Origin of the sequence: Serratia bockelmannii (genome assembly GCF_051803255.1) — a bacterium.
Taxonomy (GTDB): Bacteria; Pseudomonadota; Gammaproteobacteria; order Enterobacterales; family Enterobacteriaceae; genus Serratia; species Serratia bockelmannii.
In genome coordinates this window covers 5,102,877-5,122,332 of sequence record NZ_CP196512.1, presented here as the reverse complement: position 1 = coordinate 5,122,332, position 19,456 = coordinate 5,102,877, and the positions used below count along the sequence as shown (strand labels likewise).

General features: G+C 58.9%; 20 protein-coding genes. 8 read left to right on the top strand and 12 right to left on the bottom strand.

Annotation, left to right across the window (positions count from 1 at the left end; all coding sequences use genetic code 11):
• Positions 1 to 39: 39 nt before the first annotated feature.
• From radC to mutM, 4 genes are all read left to right on the top strand, one after another.
• Complete coding sequence (gene radC, locus ACSJLU_RS24285) at positions 40 to 723, top strand: RadC family protein (RefSeq protein WP_025304698.1); 684 nt, start codon at positions 40 to 42, stop codon at positions 721 to 723.
• Positions 724 to 985: 262 nt separating this feature from the next.
• Positions 986 to 1,222, top strand: a complete 237-nt coding sequence (rpmB, locus tag ACSJLU_RS24280) for a 50S ribosomal protein L28 (protein ID WP_004931195.1) — start codon at positions 986 to 988, stop codon at positions 1,220 to 1,222.
• Between the two features lie 11 nt (positions 1,223 to 1,233).
• Positions 1,234 to 1,401 (top strand): 50S ribosomal protein L33, encoded by a 168-nt coding sequence (gene rpmG, locus ACSJLU_RS24275; protein ID WP_002442576.1) that lies wholly within the window; start codon positions 1,234 to 1,236, stop codon positions 1,399 to 1,401.
• Between the two features lie 81 nt (positions 1,402 to 1,482).
• Positions 1,483 to 2,298: a bifunctional DNA-formamidopyrimidine glycosylase/DNA-(apurinic or apyrimidinic site) lyase gene (gene mutM, locus ACSJLU_RS24270; RefSeq protein WP_025304697.1), complete on the top strand. Its 816-nt coding sequence runs from the start codon at positions 1,483 to 1,485 to the stop codon at positions 2,296 to 2,298.
• 3 nt (positions 2,299 to 2,301) lie between these two features.
• Here mutM and coaD read toward each other — a convergent pair whose 3' ends face one another.
• The 3 genes from coaD to waaA are packed head-to-tail and all read right to left on the bottom strand — an operon-like array spanning position 2,302 to position 4,842.
• The gene (gene coaD / locus ACSJLU_RS24265) at positions 2,302 to 2,787 is read right to left on the bottom strand and encodes a pantetheine-phosphate adenylyltransferase (protein WP_004931181.1); all 486 of its coding nucleotides are present in this window, start codon (positions 2,785 to 2,787) and stop codon (positions 2,302 to 2,304) included.
• Between the two features lie 3 nt (positions 2,788 to 2,790).
• On the bottom strand, positions 2,791 to 3,564 hold the full coding sequence (locus ACSJLU_RS24260; protein ID WP_025304696.1) for a glycosyltransferase family 2 protein: 774 nt from the start codon (positions 3,562 to 3,564) through the stop codon (positions 2,791 to 2,793).
• Positions 3,565 to 4,842, bottom strand: coding sequence for a lipid IV(A) 3-deoxy-D-manno-octulosonic acid transferase (gene waaA, locus ACSJLU_RS24255; protein ID WP_025304695.1), 1,278 nt, complete (start codon positions 4,840 to 4,842; stop codon positions 3,565 to 3,567). It lies immediately after the preceding gene.
• Positions 4,843 to 4,967: 125 nt separating this feature from the next.
• Between waaA and ACSJLU_RS24250 the strand changes: the two genes are divergently transcribed.
• Positions 4,968 to 5,981 carry a glycosyltransferase family 9 protein gene (locus tag ACSJLU_RS24250; protein ID WP_043141040.1) on the top strand — a complete coding sequence of 338 codons (1,014 nt, stop codon included), beginning with the start codon at positions 4,968 to 4,970 and terminating at the stop codon, positions 5,979 to 5,981.
• Between the two features lie 44 nt (positions 5,982 to 6,025).
• Here ACSJLU_RS24250 and ACSJLU_RS24245 read toward each other — a convergent pair whose 3' ends face one another.
• From ACSJLU_RS24245 to rfaQ, 3 genes are read right to left on the bottom strand one after another with little or no spacing between them, the layout of a single operon-like run.
• Positions 6,026 to 7,126 carry a glycosyltransferase gene (locus tag ACSJLU_RS24245; RefSeq protein ID WP_197823193.1) on the bottom strand — a complete coding sequence of 367 codons (1,101 nt, stop codon included), beginning with the start codon at positions 7,124 to 7,126 and terminating at the stop codon, positions 6,026 to 6,028.
• Between the two features lie 2 nt (positions 7,127 to 7,128).
• On the bottom strand, positions 7,129 to 8,256 hold the full coding sequence (locus tag ACSJLU_RS24240; protein WP_025304692.1) for a glycosyltransferase family 4 protein: 1,128 nt from the start codon (positions 8,254 to 8,256) through the stop codon (positions 7,129 to 7,131).
• Positions 8,253 to 9,335: a putative lipopolysaccharide heptosyltransferase III gene (gene rfaQ / locus ACSJLU_RS24235; protein ID WP_342096792.1), complete on the bottom strand. Its 1,083-nt coding sequence runs from the start codon at positions 9,333 to 9,335 to the stop codon at positions 8,253 to 8,255. Before rfaQ ends, ACSJLU_RS24240 begins: the two co-directional genes overlap by 4 nt.
• 210 nt (positions 9,336 to 9,545) lie before the next feature.
• Between rfaQ and ACSJLU_RS24230 the strand changes: the two genes are divergently transcribed.
• Positions 9,546 to 10,502 carry a polysaccharide deacetylase family protein gene (locus ACSJLU_RS24230; RefSeq protein ID WP_025304690.1) on the top strand — a complete coding sequence of 319 codons (957 nt, stop codon included), beginning with the start codon at positions 9,546 to 9,548 and terminating at the stop codon, positions 10,500 to 10,502.
• An 8-nt stretch (positions 10,503 to 10,510) separates the two neighbouring features.
• A complete protein-coding gene (locus ACSJLU_RS24225; RefSeq protein ID WP_025304689.1) occupies positions 10,511 to 11,605 on the top strand; it encodes a glycosyltransferase family 9 protein in 1,095 nt (364 codons plus the stop codon).
• Between the two features lie 36 nt (positions 11,606 to 11,641).
• Here ACSJLU_RS24225 and ACSJLU_RS24220 read toward each other — a convergent pair whose 3' ends face one another.
• The 6 genes from ACSJLU_RS24220 to rfaD are packed head-to-tail and all read right to left on the bottom strand — an operon-like array spanning position 11,642 to position 18,015.
• Positions 11,642 to 12,619: a glycosyltransferase gene (locus tag ACSJLU_RS24220; protein ID WP_342096791.1), complete on the bottom strand. Its 978-nt coding sequence runs from the start codon at positions 12,617 to 12,619 to the stop codon at positions 11,642 to 11,644.
• Positions 12,616 to 13,857: an O-antigen ligase family protein gene (locus tag ACSJLU_RS24215; protein WP_342096790.1), complete on the bottom strand. Its 1,242-nt coding sequence runs from the start codon at positions 13,855 to 13,857 to the stop codon at positions 12,616 to 12,618. The genes ACSJLU_RS24220 and ACSJLU_RS24215 overlap by 4 nt, the downstream gene beginning before the upstream one ends.
• A gap of 28 nt (positions 13,858 to 13,885) precedes the next feature.
• Complete coding sequence (locus tag ACSJLU_RS24210; protein WP_025304686.1) at positions 13,886 to 15,052, bottom strand: glycosyltransferase; 1,167 nt, start codon at positions 15,050 to 15,052, stop codon at positions 13,886 to 13,888.
• Positions 15,049 to 16,014: a lipopolysaccharide heptosyltransferase RfaC gene (gene rfaC / locus ACSJLU_RS24205; protein WP_025304685.1), complete on the bottom strand. Its 966-nt coding sequence runs from the start codon at positions 16,012 to 16,014 to the stop codon at positions 15,049 to 15,051. The genes ACSJLU_RS24210 and rfaC overlap by 4 nt, the downstream gene beginning before the upstream one ends.
• 2 nt (positions 16,015 to 16,016) lie before the next feature.
• Positions 16,017 to 17,063, bottom strand: a complete 1,047-nt coding sequence (gene rfaF, locus ACSJLU_RS24200) for an ADP-heptose--LPS heptosyltransferase RfaF (RefSeq protein ID WP_025304684.1) — start codon at positions 17,061 to 17,063, stop codon at positions 16,017 to 16,019.
• 22 nt (positions 17,064 to 17,085) lie between these two features.
• Positions 17,086 to 18,015, bottom strand: coding sequence for an ADP-glyceromanno-heptose 6-epimerase (gene rfaD / locus ACSJLU_RS24195; RefSeq protein ID WP_025304683.1), 930 nt, complete (start codon positions 18,013 to 18,015; stop codon positions 17,086 to 17,088).
• A 239-nt stretch (positions 18,016 to 18,254) separates the two neighbouring features.
• Here rfaD and kbl point away from each other — a divergent pair, with 239 nt between their 5' ends.
• The gene (kbl, locus tag ACSJLU_RS24190) at positions 18,255 to 19,451 is read left to right on the top strand and encodes a glycine C-acetyltransferase (RefSeq protein ID WP_004931154.1); all 1,197 of its coding nucleotides are present in this window, start codon (positions 18,255 to 18,257) and stop codon (positions 19,449 to 19,451) included.
• Positions 19,452 to 19,456: the final 5 nt, after the last annotated feature.

The following is a 19,456-nucleotide window of genomic DNA, read 5'->3' as shown; positions in this document are numbered from 1 at the left end:
AGCACATGGCATGCTGTAGCCCTTTCAGGGAGGAACACGATGAGCAACCCGATTGTGGCGTGCTGGCCGGGCGCGCTGGCGCCGCGTGAAAAGCTGTTGATGCAGGGGGCGGCGGCGCTGTCCGACGCAGAGCTGTTGGCCATTTTCTTGCGCACCGGATTGCCCGGCGTGCACGTGATGCAGCTGGCGGAGCAGCTGCTGCGCCGGTTCGGCTCGCTTTATCACCTGATGTCGGCCGATCATCAGGCTTTTTGTAGCCAAAAAGGCCTGGGGGATGCCAGCTATACGCAGCTGCAGGCGATTGCCGAGCTGGCGCTGCGCTTCTTTTCCAGCCATTTGTCGCAGGAAAACGCCATGCTCAATCCGCGCGTCACCCAGCATTATCTGCAAAGCCTGCTGGCCCATCGTGAGCGAGAGGTCTTTTTGGTATTGTTTTTAGACAATCAGCACCGGGTTATTCGCCATCAGGAGATGTTTGCTGGTACCATCAGCAGCGTCGTCGTCTACCCGAGAGAAATTGTGCGTGAAGCGTTGAAGGCTAATGCCGCCGCGCTGATTCTCGCGCATAATCACCCCTCGGGTAAGGCTGAACCCAGTCATGCCGACCGTTTGATAACGGAACAGGTGGTGAAAGCCTGCCAGTTATTGGAGATCCGAGTGCTCGATCATTTGGTGATCGGTCGGGGTGAATGCGTCTCTTTTGCCGAGCGCGGATGGCTTTAAGCGATTTTTTCGCGATCCTTGTGGGATCTTTAGCTGTTCGGGACTTGAGCACTTACGCTTCAGAGCGTATACTACGCCACCTTTGAGAATCTTGGGTTTGGCGCAAGAGCCTATCTCAGCAGGTTTCTGACCTGATGTGTGGTTTCTACCTGATGACGAGAGTCTCCTCAGTATGAAGTTTGCTGAGATGGGCTCTAAAAGCCTGACGAGGCGGCCATACCCTATACGAAGCTCGAGCTGATTTGATTTTTGGAGAATAGACATGTCCCGAGTCTGCCAAGTTACTGGCAAGCGCCCGGTGAGCGGTAACAACCGTTCCCACGCAATGAACGCGACCAAACGCCGTTTTCTGCCTAACCTGCACTCACACCGTTTTTGGGTTGAGGCTGAGAAGCGCTTTGTAACTCTGCGTGTATCTGCTAAAGGTATGCGTGTTATCGATAAGAAGGGTATTGAGACGGTTCTGGCCGATCTGCGTGCCCGTGGTGAGAAGTATTAAGGAACTGAATCATGGCTAAAGGTGTTCGCGAGAAGATCAAGCTGGTTTCTTCTGCTGGTACTGGTCACTTCTATACCACCACGAAGAACAAGCGTACTAAGCCGGAAAAATTGGAACTGAAGAAATTCGATCCAGTTGTCCGTCAGCACGTAGTATACAAAGAAGCTAAAATTAAATAATTTTAGTGGATTAATGAAAAACCCGGCCTTGGCCGGGTTTTTTGTTTTATAAAGGGTAGAAAACGTCGGAGGGGAAGCCAGATGCCTGAATTACCGGAAGTTGAGACGAGCAGACGCGGTATAGAGCCTTATCTTGTTGGCCACAGCATTCAGTATGCGGTGGTGCGCAACGCGCGCCTGCGCTGGCCGGTTTCCGAGCAGATCCTGACGCTGAGCGATAGGCCGGTGCTCAGCGTGCAGCGCCGAGCCAAATACCTGCTGATCGAGCTGGAGAACGGTTGGATTATCGTGCACCTGGGCATGTCGGGCAGCCTGCGCATGCTGCGCGAGGAGAACGAAGATGAAGCGGGCAAACACGACCACGTCGATTTGGTGATCAGCAACGGCATGATCCTGCGCTATACCGATCCGCGCCGTTTCGGCGCCTGGCTGTGGTGCGAAGACCTGGCGACCAGCAGCGTGTTGGCGCATCTGGGGCCGGAACCGCTGAGTGAAGCGTTCAACGGCGACTACCTGTATGAAAAATCACGCAATAAGCGCACGCTGATCAAACCGTGGCTGATGGATAACAAGCTGGTGGTCGGCGTCGGTAACATTTACGCCAGTGAATCGCTGTTCAGCGCCGGGATCCTGCCCGATCGTCCGGCGGGATCGTTGAGCAAAGCCGAAGCGGAACGGCTGGTGAAGACCATCAAGGCGGTGTTGCAGCGCTCCATCGAGCAGGGCGGTACGACATTGCGCGACTTTTTGCAGTCGGACGGCAAACCGGGGTATTTCGCGCAGGAGTTGCAGGTTTACGGGCGGGCGGGAGAACCTTGCCGCGCGTGCGGCACGCCGATCGAATCCGCCAAGCACGGGCAGCGCAGCACCTTCTTTTGCCGGCGCTGCCAGCGCTGAGCATCACTCGGCGGCGAGCTTCGCCATCAGCGCCTGCGTAACCACGTCAGGCAGGAAAGGCGCGATATCGCCGCCGTGACGCGCGACCTCTTTCACCAGTGAAGAGGAGATGAACGACCACTCTTCGGAAGGCATCAGGAACACGCTTTCCAGCGTCGGCATCAAATGGCGGTTCATGTTCGCCAGCTGCAATTCGTACTCAAAGTCAGACACCGCCCGCAGGCCGCGCACCAGGATATTGGCATTCTGGTGAGCGGCAAAGTGCGCCATCAGCTCGCTGAAACCCAGCACTTCCACATTGTCCAGATGCGAGGTGACCTGCGTCGCCAGCGCCACGCGCTCATCCAGGCTGAACAGCGGCTTTTTGCTCGGGCTGGCGGCGATGGCCAGAATCACGTGATCGAACATCAGCGACGCGCGCGTCACTAAATCCAGGTGGCCGTTGGTCATGGGATCGAAGGTCCCGGGATAGATGGCTTTGCTGGTCATGATTCACTTCTCTGAGTAGTTGCGGCCCAATGCCCATAATGCGGCATATTTATTGAAGGTATATTGCGCGTTGACCACCGCTAACAGCAACCCCTGTTTACCGTCAAGGAAACCGGCCCGCAGCAGCCAGGTTTTGACGAAGGCACCGAGCGTGTGGGTCAGGATGGACAGATAGCCGCAACGCTTGCCGGCCCGGTGGCGTTGCGTGGCCCACTCTTCGGCATAGCGCAGCTGTTTGCGCTGGAAGGCGAAGAAGTCGCGGCAGGTCAGGTGCAGCATATCGCCGCTGAGGGGGATCACTTTGGCGTCGCCGATGTTCAGCGATTCGTGCACCAGATCGTCGTTATAGCGATAGCGTTGGTTGGCGTACAGGCGGTTGACGCGGTCGGGATACCAGCCGCTGTGGCGCATGAAACGGCCAAGGAACAGGTTGCGCCGCGCACAGCTGTAGACGGCGCCGTCGTCCGGTGCGTTCAACACCCGCTCGATGGATTGCCGCAGCTCGGGGGTGACGCGTTCGTCGGCGTCGATCATCAAAACGTAGTCATGACTGGCGTAGCTTTGCGCCAGCTGACGCTGCTTGCCGAATCCTTGCCAGTCGGTGTGCGTGAAGACTTTGGCGCCCAGACTTTCGGCGACGGCGACGCTGTCGTCCTCGCTGCCGGAGTCCAGCACGATGATTTCATCGGCCCAGGCGACAGAGCGCAGGCAGTCCGGCAACAGCCCGGCTTCGTTTTTGGCGATCATCACCACCGACAGGCTTTTGCGGCTGCTCATTCAGTGACTCCGGGGCGGCAGGTGCGGTTCCAGCAGCTGCAGCAGGCGCTGCAACGCTCCCTGATTCTGATACAGCACTTCCACCGCATGGCGGCCGTAGTAGCGACGGTAATCTTCGTCGGTCAATAGGGTTTCCACTTCCTTCACCAGCGAATCCACGTCGGTCACGGTGATCAGGCCTTCGGCCTGCGAGAGCTTGGCGCAGATGTCTTTAAAGTTGAAGGTATGTGGGCCCATCAGCACCGGGATGGCGTGCGCGGCGGCTTCCAGCGGGTTGTGCCCGCCGCGTTCCACCAGGCTGCCGCCGACAAAGGCCAGATCGGCGATGCCGTACAGCAGCATCAGTTCGCCCATGGTATCGCCGATCACCACCTGGGTGCTGCCGGACGGGATTTCGCCGCTGCTGCGCAGGGTGTAGCTGAAGCCGGCCTTCTGCACCAGCTCTTTGGCGGTCGGGAAGCGCTCCGGGTGACGCGGCACCAGGATCAGCAGCAGGTCGGGGTGTTTTTCCAGCAGTTTGCGGTGCGCTTCAAGCAGGATGGTTTCTTCACCGTCATGGGTGCTGGTGGCGATCCACACCGGGCGGCGCGGCGCCCATTGGCGGCGCAATGTAACGGCGCGGGCGGCCAGCTCTGGGGTGACGGAGATATCGAATTTCAGGCTGCCGGTTACGGCCAGCTGCGAGCGTTTCAGGCCCAGTTCGATAAACCGATCGCCGTCTTCCTGGTTCTGTGCGGCGATCAGCGTAATGCGGCGCAGCATATCGCGCATGAATCCGCCAATTTTCTTGTAGCCAGCGGCGGAGCGAGCCGACAGGCGCGCATTGGCGATCACCAGGGGGATTTGCCGCTGATGCAGTGCGTTGATCAGGTTAGGCCATAGCTCGGTTTCCATGATGATCACCAGCTTGGGATTCACCTGGTCGAGGAAGCGGTTCATGGAACCGGGCAGATCGTAGGGCAGATAGACATGATGCACGTCTTTGCCGAAAGCGGACTGGACGCGTTCTGAACCTGTCGGGGTCATTGTGGTCACAGTTATCGGCAAAGCGGGGTAACGATGGCGCAGCGCCCGCACCAGCGGGATGGCCGCCAGCGTTTCGCCGACGGAGACGGAATGCAGCATAATGCCGCCCGGCACGACTTTCCCGGCGCAGAAGCCATAGCGTTCCGCCCAGCGTTTACGGTAGGCTGGAGCTTTGCGGCTGCGCAGCAGTAAGCGGAGCCAGATCAGGGGTTGGATGAGGTAGAGTAGTACCTGATATAAACGCAGCAACATTCTATCAATTTCATTTATATGGGTTATTCGGAATAGTACCATAACTGGAAGGGAAAGGCGCTAATTTGGTAACCTTGGGTGTCAGTTTCAGACAACCGGCGAGCGATTTCGCCGATAGGCTCGGAATGAAGAATATTTTAATTATTCGCCGCGACAACATCGGCGATCTTGTTTGCACTACGCCCTTGATTGAAGGGGTGAAAATTGCCTATCCAGACGCAAAAGTTTATCTGCTGATCAATAAAGTCAGCCAGGACGTTGTTAAAAACAACCCTCATCTCGAGAAAGTCTTTGTCTATAAAAAGGCCAAGCACAAGGCGAAAAATGAAACGACGTTGGGCGTTTATTTCGAACGTCTGATGATCTTCCTGAAGCTGCGCAAAATAAAGTTCGATGCGGTCATTCTGGCCAACCCGGTGCCTTGCAAATACAGCCTGCGTTTAGCAAAAATGGCCGGCGCCACCCATATCATCGGTGCCGATCTGGGCACGAAAGAGATTCAGCGCCCGTTCCGCAAGGACGATTTCCGCGGCCTCCATCAGGTCGAACACACCTACAGCTATTTATCGGCGATCACCGATCAAGCCATTCCGATCCCGCCGGTGCGGGTATTCCTGACGCCGGAAGAGCGGCAATTGGCGGTGCAGCGGCTGCAGGAACGTCTACCGTCGGTCGAACGGGTATGCGCCGTGCATATCAGCAGCCGCAGCCCGAAAAGACGCTGGCCGGTTGAACGCTATGCCGAAATCATCAACCGTCTGACCGCCGATCCCCACACCGGCGTGCTGATCTTCTGGTCGCCGCAGGGCACGCTGGCGCCGGACGACATCGGCGATCGGCAGCGCGCCGAACAGCTGCTGGCGCTGTGCCAAAACGAACGCGTCGCGCTTTATCCGACGGCGTCGGTGCGCGAGCTGTTGGGCGGGTTTGATTTATGCGACCGGGTGCTGTGCAGCGACGGCGGGCAGATGCATCTTGCCGCCGCGTTGAATAAGGACATGGTGGTGTTCTTTGGCGATACCGATAAAACGTCCTGGCATCCATGGACTGGCCGCCATCATATTTTGCAGAGTGAGTCGGGGCACTGTGAAGATGTTTCTGTCGATGAGGTTTGGCAGAAAATGCAGGCACTCAGCTAACGAAGAAAATAAGGCAGGTATCACCTGCCTTATTTATTTTTTTATTATTTTTCTTTCAGCTCAATATATTGACGGCAAATAGGGTCCAGCCCATAGCTCAGCAATTGCTGTTGATTTATCTGTGGCGGATTGGCGTAAATTTCCGCCATTTTTTCTGCCAGCGACGCTTCGTTTAATTCCGCCAACGCGTTAGCCATGCCGGCTTTTTCCAGAATTTCCGCAGGGCCGCCCGGACAGCGGGTGCTGACCACCGGCGTGCCGCACAACAGCGATTCTACCAGCACGTTGCCAAACCCTTCACTGTCGGAGCTGAGCACCAGCAGCGAGGCATGGCGAATAAATGGGTAGGGATTGGCCTGGAAACCGAGGAATAGCACGCGCTCTGCGATGCCCAAGTCTGCCGCCAGACGTTTGACCTCGGCGACGCGGGTGTCATCCCCGGTGCCGATCAAAGCCAGCGGCGCCTGAATGCCGGAGAGCGCATAGGCTTTCAGCAGGCGGTCATGCCGCTTGGTGGCGTGAAAGCGGCCGACGTGCACCAGATACTCCTGGCCGGCCAGTTCGCAAGGCGCCGCCGCCTGTTGCCGGATGGCGTCGATATCGAACGGATTGTTGATGACCGCCAGGCGGCGCGGGCGGATCGGCAAGTTCCGATGCAGATCGTCGCCGACCGCCTGTGAAACGGCGACGATATTTCTCCCCTGGTAAACGTTGGCGATTTTACGTTGCTTGAGCCAGCGATCCAGGCCCTTGCGATGGCCGAGGTAGGAAGTGGAGAGAATGCCGTGAATGCAGAACCACAGGCGATCCGAAGCCAGCCGCTTGCTGCGGCTGACGATGCGATCGGTTTTGTGCAGGTTGGAGAACACCAGATCGAACGCGCCGTGTTGGCGCTCGTGTTCGGCTATCGCCCGATCCAGCGCGGCGGCGCGGCGTGAGAGCTCGGTCAGCTTGCGCCAGGGGGCACGGCTGCGATCGGCCACCACCTGATAATCAATGCCCGGCGGGATAGGGTAATTGCAGACGTCGCGCAGCGAGATCAGACTAACTTTATGCCCCTGTTGCTGCATGCCCTGGCACAGGGTCAACACCACTTTTTCCGCGCCGCCTCCCGGCAGGCCATCGATGATCATCAGAATACGCATAGCTAATCCAGTAACCGGTTATAGAGGGAAATGAGCTGTTCGGACAGATGCGCCGGCGTGGCCGTCATAATGCGCAATCTTGCCGCTTCGCCCATGGATGATCCCAGTGCCTGGCGCGGCAGCGCCCGAATGGCCTCCGTGATGGCCGGTACGTCGAGCGCGTCCGTCACAAAGCCGTTCTGGCCAGGGGTGATAAACTCGGCGCCGCCGCAGGTGGTGCTGGTGACAACCGGCAGGCCGCAGGACATGGCTTCCAGAATCACATTCGGGAACGGATCGTACAGCGTCGGCAGCAGCAGCGCATCCGCGGCCTGATAGAACGGCAAGGTCTGTTTCTGCACGCCCATAAAGTGAATGCGATCGCCGCAGCCTAGCGACTGCGCCAGCGCCCGGTAGCGTTTTTCGGCCTTGTCTTTGCCGACCACCAGGAGGTGGCTGTCGGTCACCGCCACGGCGCGGATGGCGGCGGCCAGCCCTTTGCGCTCGAAACCGGAGCCGACGAAGACCAGGCAGTGCGCCTGTTGCGGGATCTGATATTGCTCGCGCAGACGCCGGCGCTGGGCCTCGTCGGCGGGCGGGAACTTTTGGTTGTCGATGGCGTTATAGATCACCGTGATTTTGTCGGCGGGCACGCCAAAGTCGGCGATGATTTCCTGCTTGATCATCTCGGCGTTACAGATGACGGCTTTCAGCTCCGGCGCGGCGTACATGGCGCGTTCGGCGCACATTACATAGCGGTGATAGCGATTGGAGAACAGCCATTTGCGGCGCCACTCTGGCAGCAAACGCGCGCGTTGCAGCAGCCAGCGGCGGTGTACGCCGTCGCCGGCGCGGTAGATGTCGCAGCCGGGAATGCGCTCGTGGCTTTGCACCAGATCGAAACGCTCTTTCTGCCACAGCGCCCTGGCCGCCACGGCGAAGCCTCGCTCGCGGCTGATGCGGCCGAGTTTTAACGGGTTGCACAGGTGGATATGCCAGTTGGGATTGGCGTCACCCTGCCATTCGCGGGTGATGACGTTCAGATCGAGATCCTGTTGTTCCAGCGCTTCCAGGGCGCGGGAAACGAAACGTTCGGCTCCGCCGTCCGGGCGGTATTTTTGGCGAACGATCGCCAAACGAAATGCTTTCATGCCAGCGTGCTCCGCGCGGCTGCAATCACCGCGTCTGTAGGAATAAGGTCGAGATACCGTTCGTCGGTGCCGGTATCAATGGCGTCCGGATCGGGCAGTTCGCCGAAGTCGCCGGCCCAGATCACGGCGCCGGTAGCCTGCCATGGTCGCCAGAAAGTCAGCTTGGAAGGGCCGAACAGCGCCACGCACGGCGTTTGCAGCGCGGCGGCCATGTGCATCGGCACCGAATCCACGCCGATAAACAGCTTGGCGTGATCAATCAGGGCGGCCAGTTGGCGCAGCGTCAGCTGGCCGGCCAACGAGATTACGCCCTGCGGCGGGCAGAGCGCCAAAATGCGCTCTACCATGGCTTGTTCTCTGGCGTCGGGGCCGGAGGTGATCACCAACTGGTGTCCGTCGGCCTGCAAGGCGGTGAGGGTGGCGGCCATTTTCTCTTCGCTCCAGCATTTGAAGAACCAGCGCGAGGTGGGCTGAACCACAATATAACTGCCGGTGACGCCCTGTTTCTGCAACCGTTGCTCACAGGTCTGCCAATCCTGCGGATCGTAACTCATGGTGACATGCTCATTAAGCGTGGGCAGGTTCAGCGGCGCCAGCAACGAGAGATTTTGTTCGACGGTATGCAGGTGGGCGTGATTGTCCACCGGCACCAGCTGCGTGTGACAGTGGCGCCACAGGAAGCCGCGGCGTTTGGGGAAATCGAAGCCCAAACGGATGCGCGCGCCGGTCAGGCGCGTGATGATGGCGCTGCGCCACTGATCGGCCAGATTGACCACCAGATCGTAGCGCTGCGCCTTCAGGCGGCGCAGCAGCGCCAGCTCGTGCCCCAGATGCGCGCGGACGCCCTGTTTCTTCCATTGGCGGTCGATGGCGAACAGCGTCGACAATTCCGGATTACTGGCCAGCATCTCCTGCGTTTCCTGATACAGCAGCACATCGATCTGCGCCTGCGGGTAGTTTTGCCGCAGGCTGCTGATGACCGGCGTGACCAGCAGCATATCGCCGTGATGGCGCAGTTTTATGATCAAAATACGCTGTACGGATGGGGCGGAAGTTAGTGCTGGCGCGTCGTTCATCATGAGTCGCTTTCTGGGAAACCAATCTTTGATTCTAAATGACCCGATCGCATGTGGCTACTGTTGCACGGTTTTCTTGCCGGGCCGCAAAAAAATTGCCGAGCCGGGGACGAATGCGCTTCAACGTTGTCCAAACCAGGCAGCAAAGTCGTTTGCCCTGGCGAAACGGCCTGCGTAACATAGTGCATTCTGTTGATATCAGGCTCGATATTCATGACTAAACCGGCGTTTCTCATCACCATTGATACCGAAGGCGATAATCTGTGGCAAAACCACGATCGCATCGCGACCGAAAACACGCGTTTCTTGCCGCGCTTTCAGGCGCTGTGCGAGAAATACGCCTTCAAACCGGTTTATCTCACCAACTATGAAATGGCGATGGACCCGGCTTACGTCGAGTTCGCGCGCGACGTGATCGCCCGCGACGCCGGCGAGGTCGGCATGCACCTGCACGCCTGGAACAGCCCGCCGTTGACGCCGCTGACCGACGATGACTGGCGCCACAAGCCTTATTTGATCGAGTATCCCGCCGATCAGATCCGCGCCAAGGTCGATCACATGACCAAGCTGCTGGAAGATGCCTTCCAGACCAAAATGCTTAGCCATCGCGCCGGCCGTTGGGCGTTCAACGAATACTATGCCTCACTGCTGCTGGAATACGGCTATCAGGTGGACTGTTCTGTGACGCCGCGGGTCAACTGGCAGTTTTCGCCGGGTAACCCGCAGGGCAACGGCGGTACCGATTACAGCCGGTTCCCGTCGCAGGCCTATTTCATCGATCCGCAGAACATCGCCAAGCCGGGCGCTTCGGCGCTGCTGGAAGTGCCGATGAGCATCCAGTACAAGCATTCGGCGCTGATGAATGCGTTCAAGCAGGGCTATGATCGGCTGCGCGGCAAGCGCCGTTCGCCGTCCGTCAACTGGCTGCGGCCGAGTGGCGGCAACGTGGCCAAGATGATCAGCGTGGCCGAGACGTCGCTGGCGCAGGGGCATGACTACGTCGAGTTTATGCTGCACTCCTCCGAGTTTATGCCGGGCGGCAGCCCGACGTTCAAAACTGAACAGGATATCGAAGTGCTGTACCGCGATCTGGAGCAGCTGTTTGACTGGCTGCAGCAGCGCACGGTGGGCATGACGCTGGCCGAGTATTATCAACTTAAAGCGAACTAAGCACGCACATGTCGAAGAAATGGAAAATCAAGGTTGCCGACTGGTTCTTGCGGCGCTATACGGCGAAGTACGGCCGTTTTCAGGACAAGGCGACGTTCGACGGCGCCCAGCAGTTTGACAATATCGTCATCTATTCCACCACGGCGTTGGGCGACTTCATGTTCAACACGCCGGCATTGAGGGCGATGCGGGAACGCTACCCCAACGCGCACATCACGCTGGTGGTGCACAAGAAAAACCGCGAGCTGGTGGAAAACGGCCGCTATTACGATCGCGTGGTGTATTGGGACAGCAAGATCAAGACGATACGCCCATTGCTGAAATCGCTGCGCGAACATCAGCCGGATTTGGCGCTGATCCTGCACTCCCATCTGCCTTATGACATCATCAGCGCCGTACTGGCCGGGGCGAAGTACATTATCCGCGATAACTACAGCTCGGGCATTTGCGGGCTGGAGCCTTGGCTGACCAACTATGTCTTCCATTATTACGGCCACTTCGTGCGCCGCAAGCTGGAGCTGATTTCCATTTTAGGTTGCCGCAGCGACGATCCGACGATGGAAATTCCCGTGGATTATCAGCGCGGCGTCAAAAGCAGCGACCACCCCACCATCGGGTTTCAATTGGGGGCATCGACGGAGTCGCGTTGCTGGCCGGTTTCACACTATGCGCGGCTGGCCGATGAGCTGGTGGCGAAGCACCCCAATGTACGCATCGTGCTGATTGGTGCGCCGTTTGACGACGGCAAGGCCAAACAGTTTATGAGCTTGATCGGCCCGCAAACGCAGGCCTGCGTGGATAACCAGATCGGCAAAACGGGGCTGCAAGGCTTGCTGACGTTGCTCGACAGTTTCCATGTTCTTGTCACCGGCGACACCGGGCCGCTGCATCTGGCGGTGGCGTTGAAGGTGAAAACCATCAGCCTGTTCGTGACCGCCGATTCACGCTCCACCGGGCCGATTCAGGATCCTGAACTGCACCGCATCATTCAGGTGTCGCGTACCGGCTATACGATGCCGCTGGAGGCGGAAAGCCCGATGGGGGTTATTCAACCGCAGCGGATTTATGACGAACTGGTCGCGCACGTGCCTTTAGCGCGCTAAAGGTGCGGCGACGCATCGGCCGCGAGGCCGATGCGGTTAGCGCGGCCTGCGCCCGCGCAGCTTCGAAAGCAAGGTATCCACTCGCGCATAGCGCATCTGACGGACTTTTTTGCCCGGCACGTCGCTGTTGCGGCAGACAGCGGCGGCGCGGCGCAAAATGTGCAGCGTTGCCGGCGCGTAATGATAATACCCGTACACCGCTTTCGACATGCTTTTCACCTCGGAAAAGCAGTTGGCCAGCATCAGGGCGGCCAACCGGCGCAGCGGCTCATCCCCAGAATGCTGCGCCACAAAGCGCAGCATTTTCTCCATAGCGAACAACAGATCGTCAATATCTTTGGGTTTGATATTGCGAGTGATGCCCTGGCTGTTGTCCCGATAGAAGTAGAGTTCGCACTCAAGATGGGCGATGCGGCGAGTTTTGAAATACTGAAAAGGCGTGAAAATCACGTCTTCATAGCGCCTGCCGTCTTCGAACGCTTCCCCTGCCAGCAGCGTGCGTTTATATACCCGGCTCCAGAGATGCCACATTGAGCGCGCGAACAGCGGTTGCAGGCAGCTCAGCCCCAACGATGAAAAGTCGTAGGCTACGGGCTGCGTCGCGCGGTTCTCGGATTTCGGCGGTTGTTCGGTGAACTTCTGATAATTAAAATCGATCAGGTCATACTCACCGGCGATCAGCAGGGGATGCAGGATCGCCAGATAGTCGTCGCTTAGCAGATCGTCGCCGTCGAGAAAGGTGACGTAGCGCCCGGTGGCTTGCTGCAGGCCGACATTGCGGGCGTGTGCAATACCGCCGTTGGCCTGAGAAATAAAAGCCACCTGCGGATGCTGCCGCTGCGCCAGATACCGGCTGACCAGCGCCCCCGACGCATCGGTAGAGCCATCGTCGATGATCACCACCTCAATATCATCAGAAATCTGCGTAAATAACGAATTCAGCGCAGCGATGATGAACGCTTCGTTATTATAAAACGGCACGATAACGCTGAGCAGCGGTGGCTGAATGTTCACGCGGCCTGCTCCTGTGTGGAAGTCTGTCTCGCCACGGAGAGCACTCCGGCGATCAGCGCCAGACAGAACATGGCGGTGCCTTCCGTGCTGAAGAAGATGACGTCGCTCAGCCCGTAAACGAACAGGCTGGCGCTGACGCTCAGCAACAGCGCGTTGCGCTGCGGCCGGAACGAAGAGAAGAACAGGCAGACATAGAGTGCCAGCAGCAGCAGTACGCCCCAGACGCCCTTGAGCGAATAGGTTTCCAGCAGCTCGTTGTGCAGGTGGACGTTGATATAGGGCATAACGCCAGACAGGCGAGGTTGCTGTGCGACCATCGCACGGATCTCTTCGCCGCGCTGTTCGGCGGATTGGCCCCAGGGGGCTTGTGAGCCGGTATGCCATGCCAGCGTTTGCATCGACAGCCGTGAAATGATCGAGTTTTCAGTCTGTGGCTGATCCATCAGACGCATATCGGTCTCAAAGGCCTGAATGCGTTCTTCTATCTGCGGTTTAAACACCAGGCCGCAGGCTACGAGCAGCAGCGGTACCGAGGCCATCAACGCGAGCTTGTGTTTTCTGGAAACCAGTTGCTTGGTGGCCAGCAGCGACAGACAAATCGCCACCGGGTAGACCAGCATCGCCGCGCGGGTGCCGGTGAGCACCAGCGCAGAGAAGGACAGCAGGAATGCCGCAATGTATAACACCAGACGGTAGCGGGTGCGCAGCATCAGGATGGCTTGCATCATGACCAGATCGATGGCGGTCATCAGGTAGGCGGCGACCGTGGCGCGATCGAAGTTGAGCTCTACGCGCGGGATATCCAGACGCAGCCCTTGATAGAGGGAATAACCGTTGATCGCCAGACCGGTGACGAGAGCCACAACGATCAACAGGCGCTGCACGCACAACCGCTCATTGAGCGCAATCAGCAAGATGAAAGCGGTCGCGAGCTGCAGTTTGCCGGTCGACATATAAGAGCGATAGATATTGATGTAGTCACCCGGCTGTTTGAAGTGATGCATCCAGAGGATGGTTCCCATACCTACGCTGAACATCAACGCGGGCAGCAGCAGATTTCTAACGTTGCTGAAGTAGTAGCGCGGATACAGGCAAACGGCGATAAAGGCGATGTAGCTGGAAACGTAAAACAGATTGCGTCCGGTCGCGGAACCGAAAGGGATGGTGCAAAAAGCGATGGCGCACCCCAGATAGATCAGATAGCTGAAGGCAGGGTGCGGCGTTCTGTATTTTAGCATCGGGCGTGTTTTCCGGCTCACGTTTCAATTAAGCGATAAAGGATCGCAGCGTGTCGTCGAATTCAACTTTGAACTGAGCATAGTTGAAATGCTCCGCAGGATAGCGCTGCGCATTTCGGCTCAGAGTCTGGTAGGTTTCTCGCTCCAGCAATTTCTCAACGGCATCCGCACAGTCGATATGCGACAGCAGCTTGGGCGCTACCAGGCTGTCGGTCAACGGATCGTAGACCTCATGCGGGAAGTCGACCTCGATATCGGTGAGCTGCCGGTGCTGTTCGATGGTGACCGACGGCGTCAGGCCAATGCCGCAGACCCCGTCTTTCACCGCTTCCGGCTGGCCGTCGACCTGCGGGAAGATGACCGGCACGCCGAAATAGAGCGATTCCATGCAGGACAAGCCGAACGGCTCGGTGATCGGCGTGCTCATGTAGATGTGCGTGCGATTGAAGAAACCGGCGACGTCATCCTGATAACCGCTGAAAGTGATGCGGTCGCCGAGCTGAAGCCGATCCGCCAGCGCCTCGAACGCCGCGCGATCCGGCCCTTTGCCGGCCACTTCCAGCGTGACGTCATGCCCGCGCCGCAGCAGCTCCTGCATCATCAATAAGGAAACGCTGATGCCTTTCAGGCTGACCAGGCGTGAGGCCGTGCCGATCCGGACCGGCTGCGACAGCGTTTTCGGTGTGTTGTCGATCCCCGCCGGCGTCTTGATGCGGTTGATCACCACGTGATTGGGGCAAGGCAGATTAAAGCGCAGCTCCATCACTCGCTTCGACGCGTGTGAGGCGGAAATGACGCCGTCCAGCATGGCGAAGAAACGCAGCGTCTTTTTATTCTTGGGGTAACGCCAGGAGCAGCCGTGATCGTAGTAAACCAGCTTGCCGCGCTTGGGTTTGGCCGCCAGCCCCGGCACCAGGTCCCAGACGATCACCACGTCGGCGTTGGCCCGCTCGATTTTCCACTTCAGCAAAAATTTGCGCAGGAACTGCGGGCAGCGCAGCGGCAGCGCATTGATCAGGCGGTTGGCGAAGGTGACGGGCTGATGCGCAGGCAACTGGCGGCGGATCTCTTCGCCAATGTCGCCGCTGATGCACAGGACCTGGTTGCTGCCGTCGGTGGTATCGTTGATGTACTGCAGGAACAGGCGCTCGACGCCGCCCATTTTACCCAGGTTGATAATGTGCAGTTTTTTCATGCTATAACCTTTTGCAACGCCTGCCATGCCGTATCGGCGTCAATTGTCGCCATGCTTTTTTCCGGCGAAATCAGCGAGTGCTGATTTTGCCCGTAGCCGCCGATCAGGCCGGGATCGGTTGGCCCGAACAGCGTGATGTTCGGTTTGTCGAGCGCGGCGGTCAGATGACTGAGTCCGGTGTCGACCGAGACCACGCCCTTGGCGCCGGCCAGCACGTCGGCCACCTGCTGCAGGCTGAGCTTCGGCAGCACTTCGACATGTGGAAAACCTTCCGCCAAGCGTAGCGCGCGCTGATGTTCATGCTCTGCGCCCCACGGCAGTTTGATCTTCAGCCCGCTGTCGGCCGTCAGCGCGATCAGCTCGCGCCAGTTCTGCTCCGGCCAATGCTTATCGTCACGGGTTGTCGCGTGCAGAAACACCAGATATTGACCGGCATCGACCGGCGGCTGGCTGAGAAAACGCGCGGCGATGGCGTAATCGCCGTAGCTGCCCGGTTTATCGTAGCCGAGGCTTTTGGCGAACAGCTCGCGCGTGCGTTCCACCGCGTGCTGCTGTTTGTCTATCTCATGACGCACGTTGTAGAACCAGCTGGCGAACGGCTCGCGCGCGCTCTTGCAGTCCGGGCCATGTTTGTTGCCTTTGGCGACGCGGGTGATCAGCGCGGCGCTTTTGATCAGGCCCTGCGCGTCGATCACCACGTCGTAATGGCGTTCTTGCAGCGCGCGCTTGAAGTCGCAGCGCTGCTGTCGGGTGTCGCTGCCGAACCAATTTTTACGCCAGCGGCGAATGGCCACCGGGATCACGCGATCCACTGCCGGATGCCAGGTGGGGATTTGGCTGAAACCTTCTTCCACCACCCAGTCGAAGCGGATATCGGGAATGGCCTGCAGCGCGTCGGTCAGGGCGGGCAGCGTATGCAGCACATCGCCCATCGAGGACGTTTTTACGATTAACACCTGCATGACTATTCCTCGCTGGCGACAAGTAACGGCGTCAGCGCATCCAACACTTGCTGCGGCTGAATATCGATCAAACTTTGGTGGTATCCCTGCTCGGCATCGCCTTTACGCACCTTGTGATAACCGCTGATCAAGCGGATAACCCGCGCCTTGTCGGAGAGCGGCGGCGTGAAGTCGGGGCTGCTTGGGCCGTACAAGGCTATCAGCGGTTTGTTCAACGCTGCGGCAACGTGCATTAAACCGGAGTCGTTGCTGACCACCGCCCGGCAGGCCGCGATCAGGATCACCGCCTGCTCCAGCTGGGTTTTTCCGGCCAGGTTAAGGCAGAAATCGCGCGCGTCTTCCTGCAACGCGGCGCGGATCTGTTCGCCGGCCTCGTGGTCTTTTGCCGAACCGAACAGCGCGATTTGATAGCCGCTCTCGATCAGCCGTTGAGCCAGCGCTGCGTAGTGATAGTGCGGCCAGCGCTTGGCGGGGCCGAACTCCGCGCCTGGGCAGAAGCCGACGATCGGGCGGCTGTCGGTCAGGTTGAAGGCCGAAGTAGTTTCGGCGATCTCTTCGTCGCTCACCCGCAGCTGCGGCCACAGCAGCGGCTGCGGCAGATCGTCGGCGCGCTGAACGCGGCCTTTGTCATAGGCCAGCGCCACATAGCGCTGCACCATCAGCGGGAAAGCGGCCTTGTCGAGCACGCGGACGTCGTTCAGCAGGCCGTAGCGCATTTCGCCCCGCCAGCCGGTGCGCTGCGGGATATCGGCGAAGAAAGGCACCAACGCGGATTTGAACGAGTTAGGCAGAACGTAAGCGCGATCGTAACGGTTGGCGCGCAGGGCGCGCCCCAGGCGGCGGCGTTCGCCGAGCCCCAGCGCGCCGTGGCCCAGCGGCATCGCCAGCGCCTGATTGACTTCCGGCATGCGCGCCAGCAGCGGACGGCACCAGGCCGGCGCCATCACATCGATCTCCGCCGACGGGTATTCGGCCTTCAGGGTGCGATAGAGACTTTGCGACATCATCATGTCGCCAACCCAAGAAGGGCCGATAACCAGTATTTTCATACCCAGCGTTAATTCCTTCAGCTTATGCGGTGCGGTTCAACCAGGCCATATACTCTTTCACGCCTTCGGCGACCGTTTTGAACGGTGCGTCGTAGCCGGCGGCGCGCAGCTTGGTCAGATCGGCCTGGGTGTACGCCTGATAGCGGCCCTTCAGCTTTTCCGGGAACTCGATGTATTCCACCGCGCCTTTCTGATGGAAGTCCACCACCGCGTCGGCCACCGCCTGGAAGGTTTCCGCCCGGCCGGTGCCGCAGTTGAAGATGCCGGATTTGCCGGTTTCCCAGAACCACAGGTTAACCGCCGCCACGTCGCCGACGTAGATGAAGTCACGCTTGAAGTTTTCGCTGCCGGCGAACAGTTTCGGGTTTTCGCCGCGGTTGATCTGGGTGTTCAGGTGGAAGGCGACGCTGGCCATACTGCCTTTGTGGCCTTCGCGCGGGCCGTAAACGTTGAAGTAGCGGAAGCCGCAGATCTGCGAGTCCGCTTCCGGCAGGATCTCACGCACGTACTGATCGAACAGGAATTTGGAGTAGCCGTACACGTTGAGCGGCGCTTCATACTGACGCTCTTCGATAAACTCTTCGCGGCCGCCGTAAGTGGCGGCGGAGGAGGCGTAGAGGAACGGGATTTCGCGATCCAGGCAGTAGTGCAGCAGATCTTTGGAGTACTGATAGTTGTTGTCCATCATGTACTTGCCGTCCCACTCGGTGGTCGCGGAGCAGGCGCCTTCGTGGAACACCGCTTCGATTTCGCCCAGATCGTCGCCGGCCACGATGCTGGCGATAAAGTCTTCTTTATCGATATAGTCGGCGATGTCCAGATCGACCAGGTTGACGAATTTGGTGCCGTCTTTCAGGTTATCCACCACCAGGATATCGCGATATCCCTTGTCGTTCAGTGCCTTAATGATGTTGCTGCCGATCATGCCGGCGCCGCCTGTGACGATAATCATTGGGTTACCCCTGCTAAGCTGCTGGCGGGGCACAATGCCCCACGCTCAATGGCGGTTATCATAGCATTTCATGCCGCGGCAAACAGCGGAAGGGCTCCGAATATCCCGCATTGCCATTGAAGTCCGCTTTTTGCCGTGATATCTGCTGCAATTTTAATATTCTCTCCCGCGCATTCTCGTCAGTTTGGTTACAAATCAGTAAAATATGCCGTAAATAGCCCAATCCTGGAGATAACCGAATGTCAGCGTCTTTTTATCAGCAGTTGGAACAACAGCTTGCCGCCACTCGCAGTGAAGGGCTGTTCAAGGAAGAACGCATCATCACCTCCGCGCAGCAGGCGGATATCGCCGTTGCCGACGGCAGCCATGTGATCAACTTCTGCGCCAATAACTACCTGGGCCTGGCCAACCATCCGGCGCTGATCGCCGCCGCCAAGTCGGGGATGGACAGCCACGGTTTCGGCATGGCGTCGGTGCGCTTCATCTGCGGCACCCAGGACAGCCACAAGCAGCTGGAACAGAAACTGGCGGCCTTTTTGGGCATGGAAGACGCGATCCTGTACTCCTCTTGCTTCGACGCCAACGGCGGGCTGTTCGAAACCCTGCTCGGCCCGGAAGACGCGATTATCTCCGATGCGCTGAACCACGCGTCGATCATCGACGGCGTGCGCCTGTGTAAGGCCAAGCGCTATCGCTACGCCAATAACGACATGACCGAGCTGGCCGCGCAGCTGAAACAGGCCAAAGCCGACGGCGCGCGGCACATTCTGATCGCCACCGACGGCGTATTCTCGATGGACGGCGTAATCGCCAACCTGAAAGGGGTTTGCGATCTGGCGGACGAGTATCAGGCGCTGGTGATGGTGGATGACTCCCATGCGGTGGGCTTTGTCGGCGCCAACGGGCGCGGCACCCATGAATACTGCGAAGTGATGGGCCGCGTCGATATCATTACCGGTACGTTAGGCAAAGCGCTGGGCGGCGCGTCCGGCGGCTACACCGCCGCCAAGAAAGAAGTGGTGGAGTGGCTGCGCCAGCGCTCGCGTCCGTACCTGTTCTCCAACTCGCTGGCGCCGGCGATCGTCGCCGCGTCGATCAAAGTGCTGGAACTGCTGGAAGAGGGCGACGCCCTGCGCGATCGCCTGTGGGCCAACGCGCGTCTGTTCCGCGAAAAAATGACCGCCGCCGGCTTCACCCTGGCCGGCGCCGATCACGCCATCATCCCGGTCATGCTGGGTGAGGCGAAGCTGGCGCAGGAATTCGCCAATGCGTTGCTCAAGGAAGGCATCTATGTGACCGGTTTCTTCTATCCGGTGGTGCCGAAAGGCCAGGCGCGCATTCGTACCCAGATGTCCGCCGACCACACCCCGGAGCAAATCGAACGCGCAGTGGCGGCGTTTACACGTATCGGTAAGGATCTTGGCGTTATTGCATAAGGTAA